This is a genomic window from Clostridium chromiireducens, from assembly GCF_002029255.1.
In the GTDB taxonomy this organism is placed as follows: domain Bacteria; phylum Bacillota; class Clostridia; order Clostridiales; family Clostridiaceae; genus Clostridium; species Clostridium chromiireducens.
In genome coordinates this window covers 19,956-39,887 of the sequence record NZ_MZGT01000049.1, presented here as the reverse complement: position 1 = coordinate 39,887, position 19,932 = coordinate 19,956, and the positions used below count along the sequence as shown (strand labels likewise).

General features: G+C 29.2%; 18 protein-coding genes, 1 pseudogene and 1 other annotated feature. Of the genes and pseudogenes, 7 read left to right on the top strand and 12 right to left on the bottom strand.

Features of this window, described 5'->3' with window-relative positions:
• A partial coding sequence (locus CLCHR_RS25095) for a hypothetical protein (RefSeq protein WP_207652331.1) occupies positions 1-331 on the bottom strand: 331 nt, incomplete at its 3' end.
• Positions 332-875: 544 nt separating this feature from the next.
• Here CLCHR_RS25095 and CLCHR_RS16880 point away from each other — a divergent pair.
• On the top strand, positions 876-1,901 hold the full coding sequence (locus tag CLCHR_RS16880; RefSeq protein WP_139376257.1) for a galactose ABC transporter substrate-binding protein: 1,026 nt from the start codon (positions 876-878) through the stop codon (positions 1,899-1,901).
• 23 nt (positions 1,902-1,924) lie between these two features.
• Positions 1,925-3,631 carry a methyl-accepting chemotaxis protein gene (locus tag CLCHR_RS16875; protein ID WP_079440995.1) on the top strand — a complete coding sequence of 569 codons (1,707 nt, stop codon included), beginning with the start codon at positions 1,925-1,927 and terminating at the stop codon, positions 3,629-3,631.
• 166 nt (positions 3,632-3,797) lie between these two features.
• Here the strand turns inward: CLCHR_RS16875 and CLCHR_RS16870 are convergent, their stop codons facing one another.
• Positions 3,798-4,109 (bottom strand): glutaredoxin, encoded by a 312-nt coding sequence (locus tag CLCHR_RS16870; protein WP_079440994.1) that lies wholly within the window; start codon positions 4,107-4,109, stop codon positions 3,798-3,800.
• Positions 4,110-4,505: 396 nt separating this feature from the next.
• Between CLCHR_RS16870 and CLCHR_RS16865 the strand changes: the two genes are divergently transcribed.
• Positions 4,506-5,141 (top strand): hypothetical protein, encoded by a 636-nt coding sequence (locus tag CLCHR_RS16865; RefSeq protein WP_079440993.1) that lies wholly within the window; start codon positions 4,506-4,508, stop codon positions 5,139-5,141.
• A gap of 178 nt (positions 5,142-5,319) precedes the next feature.
• On the opposite strand, the gene CLCHR_RS16860 is transcribed toward CLCHR_RS16865, so the two are convergent.
• Positions 5,320-7,224, bottom strand: coding sequence for an endonuclease MutS2 (locus CLCHR_RS16860; protein WP_079440992.1), 1,905 nt, complete (start codon positions 7,222-7,224; stop codon positions 5,320-5,322).
• 582 nt (positions 7,225-7,806) lie between these two features.
• Here CLCHR_RS16860 and CLCHR_RS24890 point away from each other — a divergent pair.
• The 3 genes from CLCHR_RS24890 (at position 7,807) to CLCHR_RS16850 (ending at position 9,000) form a co-directional block, all read left to right on the top strand.
• Complete coding sequence (locus CLCHR_RS24890) at positions 7,807-7,983, top strand: hypothetical protein (protein ID WP_169896834.1); 177 nt, start codon at positions 7,807-7,809, stop codon at positions 7,981-7,983.
• A gap of 208 nt (positions 7,984-8,191) precedes the next feature.
• Positions 8,192-8,518: a hypothetical protein gene (locus CLCHR_RS16855; protein ID WP_079440991.1), complete on the top strand. Its 327-nt coding sequence runs from the start codon at positions 8,192-8,194 to the stop codon at positions 8,516-8,518.
• A gap of 161 nt (positions 8,519-8,679) precedes the next feature.
• The gene (locus tag CLCHR_RS16850) at positions 8,680-9,000 is read left to right on the top strand and encodes a hypothetical protein (protein WP_079440990.1); all 321 of its coding nucleotides are present in this window, start codon (positions 8,680-8,682) and stop codon (positions 8,998-9,000) included.
• A gap of 176 nt (positions 9,001-9,176) precedes the next feature.
• Here the strand turns inward: CLCHR_RS16850 and CLCHR_RS25690 are convergent, their stop codons facing one another.
• From CLCHR_RS25690 to CLCHR_RS16820, 6 genes are all read right to left on the bottom strand, one after another.
• Positions 9,177-9,416, bottom strand: coding sequence for a DUF6485 family protein (locus CLCHR_RS25690; protein WP_479723263.1), 240 nt, complete (start codon positions 9,414-9,416; stop codon positions 9,177-9,179).
• Between the two features lie 427 nt (positions 9,417-9,843).
• Entirely contained in the window at positions 9,844-10,728 is an 885-nt protein-coding gene (locus tag CLCHR_RS16840; RefSeq protein WP_079440989.1) for an immunoglobulin-like domain-containing protein, read from the bottom strand.
• Positions 10,729-10,902: 174 nt separating this feature from the next.
• On the bottom strand, positions 10,903-11,976 hold the full coding sequence (locus CLCHR_RS16835; RefSeq protein ID WP_079440988.1) for a phosphotransferase enzyme family protein: 1,074 nt from the start codon (positions 11,974-11,976) through the stop codon (positions 10,903-10,905).
• An 896-nt stretch (positions 11,977-12,872) separates the two neighbouring features.
• On the bottom strand, positions 12,873-13,031 hold the full coding sequence (locus CLCHR_RS24885) for a hypothetical protein (RefSeq protein ID WP_169896833.1): 159 nt from the start codon (positions 13,029-13,031) through the stop codon (positions 12,873-12,875).
• A 179-nt stretch (positions 13,032-13,210) separates the two neighbouring features.
• On the bottom strand, positions 13,211-14,737 hold the full coding sequence (gene lysS, locus CLCHR_RS16825; RefSeq protein ID WP_079440986.1) for a lysine--tRNA ligase: 1,527 nt from the start codon (positions 14,735-14,737) through the stop codon (positions 13,211-13,213).
• Between the two features lie 144 nt (positions 14,738-14,881).
• Positions 14,882-15,136: a binding site (T-box leader), on the bottom strand.
• Between the two features lie 534 nt (positions 15,137-15,670).
• Positions 15,671-17,125 carry a glycoside hydrolase family 43 protein gene (locus tag CLCHR_RS16820; RefSeq protein WP_079440985.1) on the bottom strand — a complete coding sequence of 485 codons (1,455 nt, stop codon included), beginning with the start codon at positions 17,123-17,125 and terminating at the stop codon, positions 15,671-15,673.
• A gap of 266 nt (positions 17,126-17,391) precedes the next feature.
• Here CLCHR_RS16820 and CLCHR_RS16815 point away from each other — a divergent pair, with 266 nt between their 5' ends.
• Positions 17,392-18,135 carry a class I SAM-dependent methyltransferase gene (locus CLCHR_RS16815; RefSeq protein WP_079440984.1) on the top strand — a complete coding sequence of 248 codons (744 nt, stop codon included), beginning with the start codon at positions 17,392-17,394 and terminating at the stop codon, positions 18,133-18,135.
• Between the two features lie 104 nt (positions 18,136-18,239).
• Here CLCHR_RS16815 and CLCHR_RS16810 read toward each other — a convergent pair whose 3' ends face one another.
• From CLCHR_RS16810 to CLCHR_RS25255, 3 genes and pseudogenes are all read right to left on the bottom strand, one after another.
• Entirely contained in the window at positions 18,240-18,863 is a 624-nt protein-coding gene (locus CLCHR_RS16810) for a DUF4085 family protein (RefSeq protein ID WP_079440983.1), read from the bottom strand.
• Between the two features lie 130 nt (positions 18,864-18,993).
• Positions 18,994-19,578, bottom strand: a complete 585-nt coding sequence (locus CLCHR_RS16805) for a GNAT family N-acetyltransferase (RefSeq protein ID WP_242966129.1) — start codon at positions 19,576-19,578, stop codon at positions 18,994-18,996.
• Positions 19,579-19,818: 240 nt separating this feature from the next.
• Positions 19,819-19,932: pseudogene (locus CLCHR_RS25255) on the bottom strand (MarR family transcriptional regulator); the annotation flags it as partial.

Below are 19,932 nucleotides of genomic sequence, written 5' to 3'. Positions count from 1 at the left end.
AATTTATACTTATTATATAAGATGATATTATTAATATAATATGTGAAAATACCCATACAGTAAACATAGTAAATATTTTTTTAAAAATAGATTCTTCAAAAATCAAATAAATAGATATAATCATAGTGCATCCCAAAAACGTCGAACTATATCTATAAAAAATACTATCCTCAAAAAATGTAGGTAAAATATAACATCCTGATATTATTATTAAATAATTAATCATGAATATGAATGTAGAATATCCAATGCTTCTTTTTCTAGTAAGTAATAAATGGATATATGCAAAATCTATAAATAATATAAAACTAGTAACTATTCCAATATACATTTTTTCACTCCTATTATTTTTATTAAGGCATATTCAAAAAATAACTAATCAGTAGCTAGTCTATTTTATGTCCTATTCCTAATGCATACATCTTATGCTTTTGTCCAATAAAGGCAATGTCCTACACATAGTGTAATAAAAATATATTTTACCATTATCTTAATAAAATCATATATAACTTTTTATTAAAAATCAATACTCAACGCTTAATTACAAATTGTCTTGAGTAATCTTAACCTCTTCCCCTTTAAATACAATGGTAAGCTTTAATGATCTTCTTTATTAGGAATTTCAAGTTCACTAATTAACCCCTCAGCAAATTCAAAACTTGATAAGAATTTTGTTATATTTACAACTTGCTATAATTGGATGAATGTTGAATTTTATACCATTTTAGGTTAATATATTATATTAATGTTAAAAGTAAGTATATATGCAATAAATCCCAAATAAATGAGCTGCGATTCATAACTTATGCATACGCTTATTTACTAGCATGACAATAAAATTAGTTAGATTAATTGACATCATAGGAGGAGATACGATGAAAGTGAAAAGAAACAGTAAAATTTTTATTACCAGTATTTTAATAATGACTTTTTTTATTACTGGATGTTCAAAATCAAAAGATATATCAAATAATTCAACTTCAAAACCAGTTATTGGCGCAGTAATAGGAAGTTTTGATGATACTTGGAGAACTTCTTTACGAAATGAGTTGTATGAAATGGCTGAAGATAAAGCTGAAATGAATATCTGGAGTGCTGATAATTCTCAAGAAACTGAAAATAAAAAAATTGATGCTTTGATTGATAGCAAAGTTAATGTATTAGTTATTAATCTTATTGAAAAATCAGCTGCTCCAACAATTATAGCTAAAGCTCAAAAAGCAAATATTCCAGTTATCTTTTTTAATATTCAACCTTCAGAAGAAGATCTTAAAATTTGGGATAAAGTGTATTATGTAGGTTCTAAGGGTGAGCAGTCAGGTATGATACAAGGGCAAATTCTTGCTGATTACTTTAAAAATAATCCTACTAAAGATGGTGTTGTTCATTATGTAATGTTAAAAGGTCCAGATGGCCACCCTGATGCTACATCTCGTTCAATACATTCTGTTGATGCTATGAAAGATGCTGGTCTTTATGTCGAGAAACTTTCTGATGCTGTTGCTTCATGGGATCGTGAAAAAGCTAAGAATGAAATGAGAAACTTTATTGCTACAGAAGGTGATAAAGTTGATTGTGTTATTGCTAATGATGATGATATGGCTTTAGGCGCAATTGATGCATTGAAAGAAAAAGGTTATTTTACAAATGGAAAATATATACCTGTTGTTGGTGTTGATGGTAATAATAGTACTATTAGTTTTCTAAATCAAGGTACTCTACTAGCAACAGTACTTAATGATGCATCGGAACAAGGTAAAGCAATTTTTAATCTTGCATCTGTTCTTAGTAGTGGTCAAACTCCTACTAAAGATAATGTTAATTATGCAATTGATGATCATAGATGTATATGGATCGATTATAAGAAAATTACAAAAGAAAACATTAGTGACATAAAATAAACACTAAATTAGGAGGTATTGTTTTGTTTAAAAATGCTAAAATACGAATAAAAATATTAATTGGATTTAGTATTGTTTTAATACTAATGCTTATTACTACTATCTGCGTATATTATAATTTTAACCAAATTCAAAAAATTGAAAATGAAATAATAAATGACTTATTCCCAATAAATACTACCCTTGAAAAAATCAATATTGAATTAGTTAATGAAGAAACTGGAGTAAGAGGATATATTGCTAGCAACGGAGATACAAGATATTTAGATTCCTATAGTTCAAGCAAGCAAAATATAGATGAAAAGCTAAAAGAAGTTCAAAAGTATTATGTAAGCTACGTAGAACTTCAAAATATTATGGTAAATGAAGAAATTCCAAACATTGAAATCATAAATAAATATTTTGATTCACAAATTGAACTTGTTAAATCTGGAAATATCGAAACTGCACGTGATAGGCTTAGTGCTGGTAAATGTTATATGGATGCGCTAAAACATATTCAAGATAAATCAAATAATGGAATAGATGAAATGCTTGCAGATTCATTTACAAGTAGTGAAAAAGCGACCTCTCAAGCAAAATTATTAATGGGAATAATTTTTATAATTGGTTTTTTAATTAGTTTAATTATTGCTATACTTTTATCAGGCATGATTGCTAATGCATTAAAAAGGTGTGTTCTTTCATTACAAGAAATTGCTCAAGGTAACTTATTAATTGAACCTATAAAAGTAGATTCAACTGATGAATTTGGACAGTTAGGTAATGCTATTAATTTTATGCAAATATCCATAAAACAAATAATTAATTCAATAATTACTGAAACTGAAAATGTAAATAAATCATTAATTATTTCAAATGAAAATGTACATAATCTTACATCTAAATTAGAAGATATATCTGCTACAGTGGAACAATTGTCTGCTGGGATGCAGGAAACAGCTGCTTCAACAGAGGAAATAAGTGCAACTTCACTTGAATTAGGAAATACAGTTCAATCTATCGCAGATAAAGCAAAAGATGGGTCAATATCTGCTAATGAAATTAGTAAAAGAGCCATGACATTAAAGAATAATTCTTTAATACTTGAGGTAGACGCTAATAACACACGTGAACAGATTAAAAAAATGATGGACTTAGCTTTAAATAAGATAAAAGAAGTTGACAAAATCAAAACTTTAGCCGATGCTATTTTAGACATATCTTCTAACACAAATCTTTTAGCCTTAAATGCATCAATTGAATCAGCAAGAGCAGGTGAAGCAGGTAAAGGATTTGCAGTAGTTGCAGAAGAAATTAGAAATCTTGCAGAAGTTTCAAGTAAAACTGTTAATGAGATACAAGATACAATTAATGAGGTATTTATAGCAGTTGAAAGCCTTTCAGATGCCTCAAAAACCACCTTAGATTATATTGAAACAAAGGTGGTTAAGAGCTATGAGGAGTCAGTTTTAGTTGGCGAAAATTATGATAAAGATGCTATATTTGTTAATGATTTAGTTGTAGCTTTAAGTGCCACATCTGAAGACCTGCTAACTTCTATAAAAACCGTAAATGATGCAATGACTGGAATTTCTGACGCTAATACTGAAGGTGTAAATGGTATTAATGATATTGTGGATAGAGTTTCTGAAATAATGGACAGAGCAAATGAAGTACAGGCAGAAACAACTCACGTAAGTCAAAGCGCAGAAAATCTTAAAAACATAGTTTCGCAATTTAAAATATAGATATATGACTTGGATACAAGATTGAAGGTCTATATAAATCTAAATAAAATACATTTTTCTGAAAATGCCTAGGCAGCTATAAGCTGGTTTTTGTATTGTACAAGAAAAAAGAGGAATCACATTATAATTGTGATTCCTCTTTTTTATCGACATAAGTTAACATCTATTAACATTTACCACTACCATCAATAGAGCAACTATTTGCAGCTTTCTTAGGCTTTTCTATATCTAAATAATCGAATATGTCTAATGTTTTTGTTCCATCTTCTAAAATAAAAAATGGGATGCCTATTTTTCCCTCTTTAACAACATCAGTAAACATTTTATCATTATCACGATAAGATAAAAATTCCTTTAATATTTTAGTACTCTCGATAATATTTTTATAATCTAATTCTATATCTTTATGTTTTTCTAAAATAACTTTTGCTTCAACACAATCTGGACAAATTGCTGTCCCATACATTGTTATTTTCATTTTATTTTCCTCCCTTTTTTAAGTATTTAATATACTTAATAATTATACTTTTTGTATTAATCTAACGAACAAGTATCAAACCTATGTTAAGTAATAGTAACACATTTCTGTTAGTTTCTTTTTTATGAATGTTCATATTTCATGAACTCTTGAAACTTTATAAGAATTGATATTATGGAGCATTATAATTAAATTTCCTCTCCAAAATCTCTCACTATCCTATGGCAATATTTTATCATATATTATATATTCTTCAATAAAAGAATAAAGAGATTTATCTATATATTATTTATATTAAATATTATGGTAACATCAATAATCACTTCACCATATAATGAGGTATCAATGCGAAAATATTTATTTCTTAGGATAAAACATTATTATGGAGGAGTACAAATGAATGCCTTTAATAAAAAAGAAACTGATACAGTAAATGAAGCTACTAAACCAACTGATTTAATGATAGAATCATCAAAACTTTTATTTAGAGTCCCCGTATTTTTAAGCCATCCAAGCAGACTTAATTCTACTCAGCAACAATTTGTTGATGCAATAATTAAACAAATAAAATCTGCTCTATTATTTCCCCGCACCTTACCTATTACTGAACAATATCCCGAAACTCCACTGACAAATATAAGAAGAATGATGTTATCTAGTTATGGATTAGTGGCAATTAATCTTAAACAAAGACAAGTAAGTGTAATTCAAAATAATCTTGGCCAGCCTCAAGATTTAGTAGTTTGGGAAGGTAGTCCTTTTGCTCAAATAGAGCCCGCTATGGCTTATCAATATGGGCTTCCTATTTTGCTAATAAGAGAAATAGACGTAGAGCAAATTGGAATTTGGTCTTTTGGAATTGGACCATTTCTAATTTTAGAATGGAATTCTAATGCACCCCTTGGAGATTTCTTTACAAGTAATGCCTGGTTAGAAATTTTTCAAAATTGGATATCTCAAGTACGAAATGGATTCTACATTCAAACTCAGCCTCCATTTCAATATACTTGTAACAATGATAATACTAAATAAATTCAATATTTTAGGGTTTACTACAAAAGAGTAAATCCTTATTTACTTATCAATATTTGTTTTTTATTTATTCAACAACCAATATATTTATAATAAATTTCAAGTTGATACCTAAGCACTATCAATAAAATAACAAGTCCATTTGCCAGCTTTGGACTTGTTATTTTATTTAATCACCTTATTTTTGAGAATTATTTTTGTCCTTTGATTCCTTTCTTATCTTCTTTAAGGCCTTTTTAGAACCTCTTTCAATATCTCTTTCAAGTTTTCGTTCTTTATAGCTTACAAATAACTGATTTAAATCGTAACCCTCTGGATATAGCTGACTTGCCTTTATATCTAGTTTTATTCTCTTATAATTTACTTCAATCAATTCATTATTATATAGTAAAGTAACATTGTTTACTTTATTTATCTCTTTATACACAATAGCTGATTCATTATTATCTAAAAGAATGACTCTGTCACCTACTGAGTATTTATAAAAATCTTCCTTAATTTGTGGTTCTTTATTCTTCATGACTTTACTTTCCTCTATTAAAGAAAAATTATAATTTTTATTATCAAAATATTGTCTTGCCCTATTAATAATAGAATCATCTAATCCCATCTTTTTAGAAATATATAAGGCATTGCTGCTGCCTACTTTTCCTATCCTAAGTTTATATAAAGGCTGCAAAGTTTCTTTTTCAAATTCCATAGCTGCATTTTCAAAATCAGGGTGCATCTTTGAAAAATTCTTAATTTCTCCATAGTGTGTAGTTGCTATAGTTATACACCCCTTATGATATAATTCTTCAAGTATTGCAATAGCTAAAGCTGAGCCTTCATTAGGTTCTGTTCCGCTTCCAATCTCATCAAACAAAAGTAACGTTGATTTTGAACTTTTCTTAATAATTTCAGCTAAGTTTTTTACATGGGATGAAAATGTGCTTAAAGCATTTTCAATACTTTGGTTATCCCCTATATCCACGAATATATTTTTAAATACCGAAAGTTCTGTCCCTTCTTCAGCTCCTATATGAAATCCAGATTGCACCGCCAATGTTAATAGTCCAATTGTTTTTAACACTACAGTTTTTCCACCTGCATTAGGTCCTGTTATTATTAAGCTCCTATAATTTTTTCCAATCTCAAAATCTAAAGGAATGTTATTTTTAATGAAAGGATAGGTACCCTTAATTATTTTTATATATCCGTATTCATTTAATTTAGGTTTACTTCCATTTATGGCTTTACTGCATTTAGCTTTAGCCCATATCATATCGTATTCTGATATTACCTCCACGTTCAATTTTAAATCTTTTATTCTTTCAAAAAGCATTTCTGTTAATGCAGCTAATATCCTGTATTCTTCCACACTTTCTTCTGCCTGCAGAATACTTAACTCACTTGTATATCTTGAGATAACATCTGGTTCCATAAAAACAGTAGTTCCTTTAGAAGAAGTTTCAATAATAGTTCCTTGAACAAAATTTTTATAGGATGCCTTGATTGGAATAGTATATCTGCCATTTCGCTGACTTATAAAAAATTCTTGAATATACTCTTTATTTTGAGCGTTTTTAAGAAATTTATCTAATTTTTCTTTTATTTTACCTTCGCACATATCAATATGTCGCCTTATTTTCTTAAGCTCCTTGCTGGCATTAGAATCTACCCTGCTTCCCCTGATTGATCTATTTATTTCATCTTCAATATATTCTAAATCAAAAATATTTTCTCCATAAGCACTTAAAGTTTTCGCATAGCCTTCTTTATCCTTCATAAAAGTTTTAACTTTTCTACAACCTCTTAGAAAATTAGATATTATGGTTAAATCTTCTGCTTCCAAAGATGCACCTTTTTCAATTTTCTCAATAAATGGGAGAATATTAAAAATTCCTTCTAATGGAATAGTATAAGAAGCATCTAATAATCTTCTTCCCTCTGTAGTCTCATCTAACATTTGATTTACAATTTTTATATTACTGCTAGGTTCTAATTTATCAATTAATCTTTTTCCTAATCCGCTTACACAATATTCTTTTACTATTTCTTTAAGCTCATAGTAATGTAATTTCTCAAAAGTTTCTTTATTCATAATAATAATCCTCTCCTAAAACTTTATTAACATTACAAGCCTACGAATTATCGATAGATCTCCAAATTTTACTTTTAAATAATAAAAAGCCATGGATACTTCCACAGCTTAAAATTCAACAATTAATAAAGGTAATTATATTACCTCTGTATAAAGTAAATTCGTGGACTTGTATCTTCAATAGTACAAATTAATTCCATAGCAAATAAAAGGTATAAAACCTCCCATTTTTTGAATTAATATTAACTTAACTATTTAGATACTAAACACTCACAAAAATACCTCTCTTTTCTGAAATCTATTAAATATAATATACATCAAATTTATTTTATTTGTCAATCCATTTAATGTGTTGTTTATGAATTATAAATATAGATTTATAACTTACTTAATTTTAGAATGTTTCATTAAGTCTTCATGGTGCTGAATTTCAAAATTAGCAACTCCAATGACTTTGATTTTTCCTTCTATTTTAATGAATAACATGATATTGCTGGTATTGTGCATTAATATATGTATATTAATCAATAATAACGGTCATAATAGAAGTATAAATAATAAATTAAAGGAGGTGTTTTATACATGCTCAGCTATAAACATAATGAATACGAATACATATATGATGAAAATAATGAGGACAATCTAATAGAAATCAGAAAAGATGATGTAATTGTTAATAATGTACAATCACCAATATCCAATTTAGAGGATGCAAAAGCTCTTCAAAATACTGTACTGATGTTAGGAATTGAACAATAAAGTATATATCTTTTTATTAGAATTGCGCTGAACATTAACTTTATAGAATTCCAAAAGTTTTCTGTTCTAACACTTTCATATCCCCCAATATCATTGACTTAAATTATAGTTTCTAATTCATAAGAGTATATATTTTTTTCACTTCCACATAATAAAATAGGCTTATTTAATTGGCTCAATTTTATTATCTTGAAAGGCGTGTAAGATTATGAAAAGATTAATTAAAATATTCTCTATTATTTTACTCCTATCGTTTAGCATTAATACTACTATAACTACCGCTCAAGTAACTAGTCCTAAATCATTAGGTCAAGGTATTTATAGTGTAAGGGATGCGAACTTACTAGTAGGTACTCCAATTAATGTGCATATTACACCCGCTAATGCTAAAGCTATTATTCTAGTAATTGATTCTGATCATACTATAGAGGCACTAGTGAGATTAAATAGTAAAATTACCGAACAAACTTTACCTCCTCTTAACTATGATTCCTCACTTATTATTTTTTCTAATGGGAGTGTAGTACTTTCATAATAGACACTTTTAAATTGTCTATTTTTATTTATTTTGCTACTTAATTTCTACAACTTGTTATTTGGGTATTGCGTATTTAGTTAAACTAATATTTTGAATATCAATTCTCGACTTTCGCATAATAAAATTTGAACTATTTAATATTGAAAGGCGGTTAATATATGAAAAAACTTATAATGCTTATTTCTATTTTTTTATTGCTATCATTTAATATAAGTACAACGACTGCTTTTGCTGAACCAAAAGAATTTTCACAAGGTTTTTATACTATGAAAGATTTAAACTTATATGAAAATAATAATTATTTTGTTGAAAACAAATCATTGCATACTACTGGCATGTTAATTATCATTGATAATAACTCAGTAATGCAGCAAGTCATACGGTTAGGCCCTCAGTCTCCCAAGTATCCTTTAGTATCTCTTTTGAGCAACTATAAATTTATAATATATGGTGAAAATATCAAGTTAGTTTTATCTTAAAAGACACTTTTATAGTGTCTTTTTTTCTTCATGTTACTGCACGCTTTCTACATGTTGTCAAGTAAAAAAATCGCCAATTCACTTCTTGAATAATGCGATTTTACAATTTCGTATGTATTTTTACTGATTAATAATTAAGTTAAATATATAAATATCAAATATAGTATTATTATTCTTTATTTTTTAAGTACAAGTTTAGCAAATTCTTCATAAGAAGCTTCTTCAACATTCCTAACATCCCTCAACTCTTCTGAAACATCTCTGAAAAAGCATGATGGAAGTTCACTTTTTTTCATTATAAAGTTAGTTAATAATTGTCCTTTTCTTTCAACTTCTTGTTGTTTTACTGTAAAATAGCCACGTTTTTCAAAAAAAGGCTTTGCAGTTATTGATGCTTCCACTGTTATAATTCTAATATCATTTTCTTTATAATCTTATATTCATATTACAAAATTTCTCCTTTTTATTAAATAAAGTTTATATTATCTTTTACTTATTGTATTATATTCAAACTACCTCACTATGCAATTTTCAAGGAAGACTATTTTTATTAAATATTACTCACATTTTAAACACTACTTTTGACCAATAAATGTAATAAAGATCCTATATCATTTTTCAAAATAAAAATCTCCTGCATTATAAAATACAAGAGAATTTTTTATGCAGCTTTACACTCACGCTTAAACAGTCAGTATATATTAATTAGCATCCTTTTTGTTTGGTTCATATTTTAATATGTCTGTAAGATCACATTCTAATACTTTATATATTTTAGTAATATGAAACAAATTACTGCATTCAAGTGAATAATACGTTACTTAAAATCTGCTATTTATTTTTTTATTGTAGTTCAAATTCTGCTGCTACATGTGAATAACCTTCTGAGTTTCCAACTTCTGCTACCATCCTATATTTTCCTGCTGCTAGCTTATTAAAATCTTTTAGTATACTTAATCTACAAATATCCATACTTGTTCCTTTTGCTGGCAAAAGTGCTGCCATATCAGTAAAAGTTGCATGTTCCGCAAAATCTAAATTATGCCACTCATTATTTTCAAACTTATCTATTTGATAATATATTCCACCATATTCACATTCTAAATTCGTATTATTTGTTATATCAACTCTAATCTTTTCTGTACCGATATGATATACACTTTCTTCAGTCTTCATAGTAATATCTTGTAATTGTGATTTACCTTTAGTTGTATCTAAAGCTCCATCTCCCCCCAAATAATAACCATCAACAATTTCATCCTTTGCTAGAGCCCCTTCAAAGCTAAAGTAATAATACTTTCCATTAACTAATTTCCAACCTTTAGATACACTATTTTCCTTATACAATGTATCTCTCACTTCTACAGGATAGCCACCTGTTTTCAACGTATTTTTAAATTCATTAATATCAAAATTTTTATACTCATTAGTTGTAACGTTTTTTGAATTTGATAAATTATTTGATGCAGCTTGAATCCATGCACCATCAGAACCCAATTCGTATCCATCTATTGCTGTATCGTGTGCCATATATCCATCTTGTCTAAAATAATACCATTTTCGATCAATCTCCTTCCACCCTACTGACCATGAACTTCCTTCTGTATTCCACCAACCGTTTGAATCCTGTTTCCATTCTGCATTTGTTCTTAAAGGATATGCTGTCAACATTGAAGCTACTGCTAATAAACTAGCTATTACTTTTATTAATTTATAATTTAGGAACATTGTGAAGTAAGATACCTTCTGATTTTACTTATAATAAGTCACAAGCTTTCTATCTTAACATAGAAAAATGATTTTATATAGAGAATGGATACCCTATTAGTGGGTATCCATTCTTGTTATCAACTGCGTGGCACTTTCCTATAAAGACCGTTCGCAAATCGACTTATGATTGAGTTAAATCTCACGTGCCTCATACTCAAAAGGCTCATCACATGAATAAACTTCATGAAAAAAACCCTCATATGGGATTTCATCCTCCATACATTTAATGAGATAGGACAATTGCTCGTCACATTCTAGTTTTTCCCCGTTGTTGTGCATAACTTCAAATGCATCAATAATGCTTTCCATGATGTTTACCTTGATAAATAACTGCAGGTTTTCAAGCATTTTATCGTCGATTTCTGTTTCTGACTTGTATCCCTCAAGAACAGTTTCAAAGTAATCTGTCATGAATTGCCGACGTTTTTCTACATCTGCCTCAAACTGTACCCAGCCTACCCCATGTCCCCAAACATTTGCAAGGTCATACATATACCAACAAAAACAAGCGTTATCAAAATCAAACACCGTGATATTCCCTGTTTCGTAGTCAATCATGTAATTTCCGTCGCTGTAATCAAAATGCACCATGCCAAACGTTCCTGAATTTCTGTCCATTACCTCTAAAGTTCGTATAAGTTCAAGCAACTTTTCTTTCAGAAGGGGCAAAGAGTCAGGAATTATTTTATTGATAAATTCGGCATTGTACTTGTCAAAAAAGCTGTATCGGCGATGCACAGGTTCATATCCTTTTGACAGTGCATGAAGCTTACCGAGGGTTTTGCCGCAGTTGTAGAAATACTCGGTAAGAGGAACCCCCTTGCGATATCGATATCCATTTTCTGCAAGCTGTTCTCCCTTGGCTTTTTCAAATACACTTATAAAAAATCTGTGACCTTTATAAATAATTTCCTCTAACAAACGCCCATTGCAGGAATCAACTACATTAGATACACTGCCGCCGTTCTCGTAAAGATACCGAATATACTCTAATTCACTTAGGAAATCCTTTGTATTTCTGTCGGGCAAGAAAGCAATTCGGATGATTTTATCACCCTTATCCTCGTTTTCACATAAGTAAACGAGATTTCTCCCCCCTTCATGAGCCTCAATGACATTGATTTTATAGTCATCTAATCCATACAATTCTGTTATAGTCGGCAGTAAGTGGGTATCTGCGATTTTTAGTACTTGGTTACGAATCATAATTCTCTCCTTTTTTTCGGAGAGCTAAATTATAGTCACTCTCCGTGTATTTTTGGGGGTTGCAATAATTTTCATTAAATAACATCCTTCCATGTTTAAAATATCTATGTCAACACAAGGGAAACCCCTGTGAATTTTTTTATATTTGGTACCTCTTAATATTTTACTATTCTGTATTAATTATAGCATATTTTGTAAAAATCGTATTATTCAATTTTCAAAGAACATTTATATAATTTGCTACGTCATATCTACAGTTGATGTAGCTTCATCCGTTGTTAGAATTACGCATTAAAAAAATCGTAAATTCAATCTCTTGAATAATACGATTTTACAATTTGCTATTTATTTTTAGTGATTCATAATTATTGAAAATTCTGACCAACTAATATGTTTATAATTAAATGTTATTTTTTGTACACTTCAATCCACTTGCCATACTTTAAAATAAGTCTACCGATAAGATGAACAGTCCAAATGAGTAATAAAAAGATAAAGAGTGAAATAAAAAATGTACTTCCAAGAAATTTTATGTGAATGGATGTCGATACTCCAAAAGCCAGTATAAAACCAATAATATCTACACACCAATAAACAATTCGCCAAAGCAGGCTTAATCTTATACTGCAACCACAGTTATCACAAGGTAGGCTACGAAAAAACGGTTGAGGGAATCTGAATGAGTAACCTACGATGTACTTATGTTTGCATTGTTTCTTTTCATTACTGTCCATAATACTCTCCTTAATTCTTATAATGTAACTAGTTATAATTTCGTATTTGCATACTATTCAGTATTCATTATAACATATTTTGTAAAAATCGTACTATTCAATTTTCAAAGAACATTTTTATAACTTACTACGTCAAATCTACATGTTATGCACATTATTAGCCTAATTAGAATCATTACAACATGTCCAATTTATGACAAAGTCGTATGAAACCTCTTGTACACCATTGTCTAGTACATTCATATTTAGGTAATTTACTTCTTGTTGTAGTATTTTTATACTGTTAGCTTTTATTTCTGCAATATTCTCTTTTGAATACAATTTTTCATATTCAATTCCTCCTCAAAATAGAAAAAGGAATACTCAAAGCTTTGCTTGCTTTAAGTATTCCTTTTGATTATATTAGTATAATCTATATTTATTTTTATTCTTGTTTCTCTAATTTAAATATTCAGAAACCATATTTATTTATATTTATCTAGTATTTCTATTTTTTGTCCTTATCTTTTAACTAAAGGAAATGCAATAACATCCTTTATTGTATTTGATCCAGTTAGAAACATTATCATTCTATCAATACCAATACCCAAACCTCCAGTTGGTGGCATTGCTGTATCAATAGCTATAGCAAATTCTTCGTCCATTGGACTTGCTGTTTCTAGTCCTCCTCTTAATTTTTCAGCTTGTTCATGTAATAATATACGCTGTCTTAATGGATCATTTAATTCTGAATAAGCATTTCCAAGTTCTACTCCATAAGCATATGGTTCAAATCTTTCAATTAAATCTGGATTTTCCCTATGAACTTTACAAAGTGGTGATGATTCTTTAGGAAAGTCTATAACAAAAGTAGGTTGTATTAATTTCTTCTCGCTATATGCTTCAAAAAGATTTACTATTAATTCTCCTTTATAAGCTTCATTTATATTTAAGCCTTCATTTTGTTCTTCAATCAAAAGAGAATTCTCTTTAATTTTACTTATAATTTCTTCTTTAGTTAAATTCTCTACATCAATACCTGTATCTTGTTTTACAAGATTGCACATAGTTTCTCTTTTCCATGGAGCTTTAAAATCAATTTCTTCTTCACCATATTTTATTTTAGTAGAGCCATTAACAGACATAAATACATGTTCATATATTCCTTCCATAATTCTCATCATATCCTCATAATCTGCATAAGACATGTAACATTCCATTAGAGTAAATTCTGGATAATGTGTTCTATCAATTCCTTCATTTCTAAAAGATCTTGCAAATGTATAAACCCTTTCTATTCCTCCAACAATAAGCCTTTTTAAATATAATTCTGGAGAAACATTCATATATACTTCACAATCTAAATCATTAACAAAAGTTTTAAATGGTTTTGCTTCTCCTCCACCATATTTAGTGTCAAGTACAGGAGTATCACATTCAATAAAACTCATATTATTTAAAAATTCTCTAATTGCAGTAATTGCTTTAGAACGTTTAATAAATCTTTCTTTAACTTCTGAATTCATTATCATATCTAAAGATCTATGTCTTTGCCTTAAATCTGAATCTTGAATTCCATGATATTTTTCAGGAAGGGTTCTTATTGATTTAGATAACAATTCAAATTTGTTTGCTCTAATAGTTATTTCCCCTGTTTGAGTCTTAAATACAGTTCCCTCTACTCCAATAATATCTGAAACATCGATTAATTTTAAAACATTGTAATTTTCATTTCCAATTAACTTTTTACTAAAAAATAGTTGTATATTTCCTCTTTCATCTACTATATTAGCAAAAGTTGCATTTCCCATTCTCCTAAGAAACATTATTCTTCCTGCTAAAGAAAATACTTTATTCTCATCAATAGTATCAAAATTATCACATATCTCTTTTGTATAAGTTTTTTTGTTAAAATCGTAATTATATGGATATGGATTTATTCCAAGTTCATTTAGTTTATTTAACTTTTTTATTCTTTCTGTTATAAATTCATTAGCATTTGTCATTATATTTTCTAATTCATCTAAATTTTCATATTGCTCATACATTTTTGTTACCACCTTTACTTATTTATTGATTAATTTAGACACATGAAATAAAATAACAGCTAGACCTACTAGCGGATTGACTTGTTATTTTTTTGATATTACCTTAATACAAATAAAAAAACCTTCACCTCCAAGATTTCTAATCTTGAGGACGAAAGTTATAAATTCGTGGTACCACCTCAGTTTATGTATGCGTTGCCGTATACACCTCTTCAAGTACATCAAAAAATGAGATACTCTATACCTATAACGGGGTATACCGTCACATCCTACCTCTGCAAAGCAGACTCAGTGTGCAGCTCCAAGATCTTCTTCAATAAAAATTCATTGCTCCGTTCCACCAGCTAGAGCTCTCTGAAAATGAACTATTTTATCTACTCTTCTTTTCATTGCTTTTTATATAGTTTACAATATAAATCCGTTTTTGTAAATATAATACACAAAAAAAACTCTCCTCTTTATCTAGATATCTAAATATCTATTTACCTATAAATAAAGTTAAGTAGTTATCTAGATTCATTTTTATCTATAAGCATATTTACATATCTTTATAGATATATGTTTTTATTCTTATATATAAATCTATTTAAATATTTATATTTGAGCTGGCATTAGGTCTGTTACGTTATGTTGAGAGAAGGCGTGGTTTGACTAATGAGAGACAGGTCTAGATGAGTGTAAATTTGCTATGGAAAAAGAATACGGCTTATTCAGATATTTGATTTTTTAGCTCTGCATCGGGAGTTTCTAGTGGATGACGATAAAGATGAATTAAGTGAAACCAAATTGGTTTCACTTAAAAAACACTAAAATATCAACACTATTTTTAAGCATAGCCCAGAATTTAAGGCACTATATTGTGATTTTTTTGGGACAGCCTCTTTTGTTTATATGAAAATTGGGGCGCTAACAGATGCTGATTTTAAAATAATCTTATTTCTCAAATTTCCAGCAGTCAAACTGGAAGCCTTCTCCAGAAAAAACAAAGAATAAATTGTGTATTCCTTTTGAATTCTTAATTTCTACCGTCACATTTTTATATTCATTATCACTACCTGTGTTTGGCACTTCCAAATATCCGATAGCTTCTCCAGATGGACTATCTAAACAAATTTTTATAGCGTTTCCACTTATCTCGCTTGATAACTTTGCTGTAAATGAACTTGCACCTTCTGCTCCAAAATCAACATTAGATAAACCTATCCAATTACCAGTTTCAAGTACATTAACTACAAGATTAGTTTCACCATATACTGCACTTTCTTCTTGGGTAGAAGTTGTAGTTATTCCAGCCATCCAAGCAAAAGTTTGTGCTTCATTTAGAATAAATGGATTTAAATTTTTAACTTGTTTAACGCCAGCACGTGTTCCTATAATAGGCTTAATAGTTCCGTCATCTAGAACTTCCACTTCTTCAACATTAGTTGTACGATACCCAGTAGCTGGAAGTGACATATCATTACATAATAAAAGAGAATGATAGAACATGTACCACTTTTCTTTGAATTTTATCATAGAGTGGTGGTTATTACTCCAAGCTTCAAAGAAAGTTCCTGGATTCTCTAATATAGATCCATTATATGTCCATGGACCAAGAGGATTTTTACTAGTCATTATAATAATTTCCGCAATTTTAGGTACATATTTACCTACTGCATTATCACGGCTTGACCAATTTGAGCAATAACTATAGTAATATGTGTCACCAATTTTATTTATACCTGAATCCTCGAAAAGATATGGAGCTTCAATAGTTACTGGAACTCCTACAATGCTAATCATATCGTCACCTAATTCAACTGCCCTTGCAGTGTTTGGCATTGCTTCTTTGCCTTCTGGTACTCCGCCTCCGAAGTATAAATATGCTTTTCCATCATCATCTACAAGAACAGCAGGATCAAAAAGCCATTCAACATTAGAACAATTTTCTATTTCCCTTGTAATCATAGGTTTTCCTAATGGATCAACCCATGGACCAATTGGACTATCACTTGATAGAACACCAATAGTACTTGCATTATTTGCATAATATAGGAAGAATTTTTCTTTCCCGTTAATAGTCTTATGTGCAGCTGCAGGAGCCCATGAATTTTCAGCCCATGATGAAGCACCATTTGGACCTGCCACTTGAATTACTCCATGATCTGTCCAGTTTACTAAGTCATCAGAAGAAATGCAATTTAAATTTTGAATGATTTTATAACTATTTTCTATTAATTTTCCATCTTTGTCATACTCATATACATCATTTGTTGTATAAATGTAAATTCTTCCATCGTATTCCATAGCATAAGGATCAGCTCCAAATCTTTGAAGCAATATAGGATTGTTATTTTCTAAACTTTTGTATCCTTCTGTTAGCTTAATGTTTTTAAATAAATTCTCCATGATGATTTTTTCCCTTCTTTGTATGCCAATAAATTTTTATTCTTTATATATGTCTCCAAAGTATATAAAAAGAATAAGTAAAATTATATTAACCTTTACCATGTTTTTTCTCAACCATATAAATTATAGTAAATATACAAAAAATAATAGATTAATATAAAAATACGAATTCTTTCTTCGATTTTTTCTCTATCTCTTTCCAATAAAGTCATATAAATTCTTGGTTGTGCTTCGCACTTTTTCAAAATGTGCACCTCTACTGAAATATGATTTTAAATCCTGTTGGAAAATATGAAATTATACAAGAAATGAATATAAAAGAGGATTCTTTTATATTAGACTTGGGATGTGGAGATGGTGTACTAACTCAAATTTTAAGTAGTAAAGTTCCAAAGGGAAAAGTTATTGGTATAGATGCGTCAAAAGGTATGATTGATACGGCAATTGAAATAAGAGAAGAAAACTTGGAATTTAGATTTATGGATATAAATGATTTCAATTTTGAAGAAAAATTTGATTTGATATTTTCTAATGCAGCACTACATTGGGTCAAAAATCATAAAAAATTGTTTTATAAATGCAATAATGTTTTAAAAGATGGCGGAAGAATTAGATTTAATTTTGGAGGTCATGGTAATTGTCAAAACTTTTTTGAAGTAGTAAAAGAGATTACAAAGTATGAAGAATATAATAATTATTTTAAAGATTTTGAGTGGCCTTGGTACATGCCTTCAACTCATGAATATAAAGAATTAGCAAATGAAGCCAAAGTTTTCAAAAATATAAATATCTATGAAGAAAATGTAGATAGGTACTTTCAAAATGAAGAACAAATAATTGGATGGATTGATCAGCCTACTATAGTGCCATTTATTAGTATATTACCCAAGAATATAAAACAAGAATTTAGAGACAAAGTGGTAGAAAAAATGCTTGAAAGAACAAAACAAGAAGATGGAACTTACTTTGAAACCTTTAGAAGAATAAATATCTTAGCAGAAAAAGCTTAAAGGAGACTATAGATTATGATAAATCACTTGTTATAATTGAGTAATGCTCTGGTCCAATTGAGGAACTTTTACAAGAATAGAACTGCCCATACTTTATACACTAATTACCATGTTTTACTTTCAATAACAACATCATCTGCAATAACTCTAAATTCATGTAAAGTTAATACGACTTGAGAAGAGCAAAATAGAACTTGAAAATCAAATTTGCCCATATCTGACAAATGCACTTCCTTATAAAGCAAACTATCTCCAACGATATCATCTGTTATTTCAAGTCGGCTGACATCTTTAAATGTTAATGAATATCGATCTAATTCTATATTAAGCATATTATTACTATCTTTTTTTATTGCTAATACTATACTATCATGAAGATTTAAATTTATTAATGTTTGCATATTTAATGGTAGCTTGTGCTTTATTTCCTCATGTTCTGCTTGGCACATCTTGCATACAGTTTTCCATTCATAGGCCATTTCTTTCATTCTTTTATAAAGTTTTTCTACTACTTCTTTATCAGTAAATTTTTTACCTTGGAGAATATCATCTTTTACCTCTGGAATATGCTGAAATACCCATGCCTTAAACTCTTTGTCCTTCTTGGCATGGCATAGATTATAAAACTCTTCCCACTGCTTCATCCATTTATCTTTATCATCAACCCTTAGCGGGAACTCTCCCCTTATCTGCATTTTTTTATATATATTACGTGTAAAGTACATCATTACTAATGCATCAGCCTCCCCATATTTATCAGACTTTAATGTAACATTAAATTTGTATTATAATTCATCAATACTTTCAACCATAATACACTTCATATTTATTTAGTTTATCCAACATGGAATAAAATGCTTATACTATGGTGCACTTTAGCTGTTTCCTCATTACAAATTTTTGATTTGTTTCTGCATGAATAGTAAAGCCCAAGTTTTTATACATATCAACAAAACCCATAAAATGTTTACGTTCATCTGTAGTTTCTTTTTCGGGATATACTTCAACATAATCATAATCATCATTCATCGCGTCTTGGCAAGCATATTGCAATAATTGTTTTGCTATTCCTTTTCTTTTCATATCAGGTGCAACAAGAAAACAATATATAGATTTTACTTTATCATTTGCGTCAATCTCCAATTCATTTACTTGGGGCATAAAACGATACCAACCGATACAGTTCAAACATTCTGTCTTTGTATTTGCGTTACACCAACCAACGATACAACCGTCAAAATATGCTAAATATCCTTGTATTTTTCCGCTCCTAACATATTCAATAGCCATTGCTTTTCTTTCTTCACGAGATGGGATACCTGTTCTGAAACGATGGTCGGCACTACACCAACACTCACAATAACAGGTATGCTCAGGGATATTATCATCATGTGGCGTCGTCTCGAAAAAGTTCATATATTCTTCTACGTGAGCAGGTGTCAATTTTTTAATTTCAACATTCATTCCATTACCTCCACTAATATAAATAATCTGCAAATTACAACTTGCTTTTCAGCCAATGATAGCCTATCTTGTAAATAATATACTATTTAATACTCATAAAAACAAGTTCTATTTACATCCAATCTGATTTTATTATATTATAATCTTAATCTTTAAATTTTTTTACCACACACTCTTCATAGTCAGTGCTTCTTTAACTGCATTAATTTCTTCACAAATTTGGATTACCAGTCCCATTTCTTCCATTCTAGTTAATGTCCTAGTAATTGTAGGCGCTTCAACCCCAAGATATTGACACACTTCAATTTGCGTACATTGCTTTTTTTCATATAA

Excerpts from the sequence above, each read along its gene's own strand:
- CLCHR_RS16880 (WP_139376257.1), top strand. The coding sequence starts at position 876 with ATGAAAGTGAAAAGAAACAGTAAAATTTTTATTACCAGTATTTTAATA.
- CLCHR_RS16870 (WP_079440994.1), bottom strand. The coding sequence starts at position 4,109 with ATGAAAATAACAATGTATGGGACAGCAATTTGTCCAGATTGTGTTGAA.
- CLCHR_RS16865 (WP_079440993.1), top strand. The coding sequence starts at position 4,506 with ATGAATGCCTTTAATAAAAAAGAAACTGATACAGTAAATGAAGCTACT.
- CLCHR_RS16860 (WP_079440992.1), bottom strand. The coding sequence starts at position 7,224 with ATGAATAAAGAAACTTTTGAGAAATTACATTACTATGAGCTTAAAGAA.
- CLCHR_RS24890 (WP_169896834.1), top strand. The coding sequence starts at position 7,807 with ATGCTCAGCTATAAACATAATGAATACGAATACATATATGATGAAAAT.
- CLCHR_RS16855 (WP_079440991.1), top strand. The coding sequence starts at position 8,192 with ATGAAAAGATTAATTAAAATATTCTCTATTATTTTACTCCTATCGTTT.
- CLCHR_RS16850 (WP_079440990.1), top strand. The coding sequence starts at position 8,680 with ATGAAAAAACTTATAATGCTTATTTCTATTTTTTTATTGCTATCATTT.
- CLCHR_RS16840 (WP_079440989.1), bottom strand. The coding sequence starts at position 10,728 with ATGTTCCTAAATTATAAATTAATAAAAGTAATAGCTAGTTTATTAGCA.
- CLCHR_RS16835 (WP_079440988.1), bottom strand. The coding sequence starts at position 11,976 with ATGATTCGTAACCAAGTACTAAAAATCGCAGATACCCACTTACTGCCG.
- lysS (WP_079440986.1), bottom strand. The coding sequence starts at position 14,737 with ATGTATGAGCAATATGAAAATTTAGATGAATTAGAAAATATAATGACA.
- CLCHR_RS16820 (WP_079440985.1), bottom strand. The coding sequence starts at position 17,125 with ATGGAGAATTTATTTAAAAACATTAAGCTAACAGAAGGATACAAAAGT.
- CLCHR_RS16815 (WP_079440984.1), top strand. The coding sequence starts at position 17,392 with ATGATTTTAAATCCTGTTGGAAAATATGAAATTATACAAGAAATGAAT.
- CLCHR_RS16810 (WP_079440983.1), bottom strand. The coding sequence starts at position 18,863 with ATGATGTACTTTACACGTAATATATATAAAAAAATGCAGATAAGGGGA.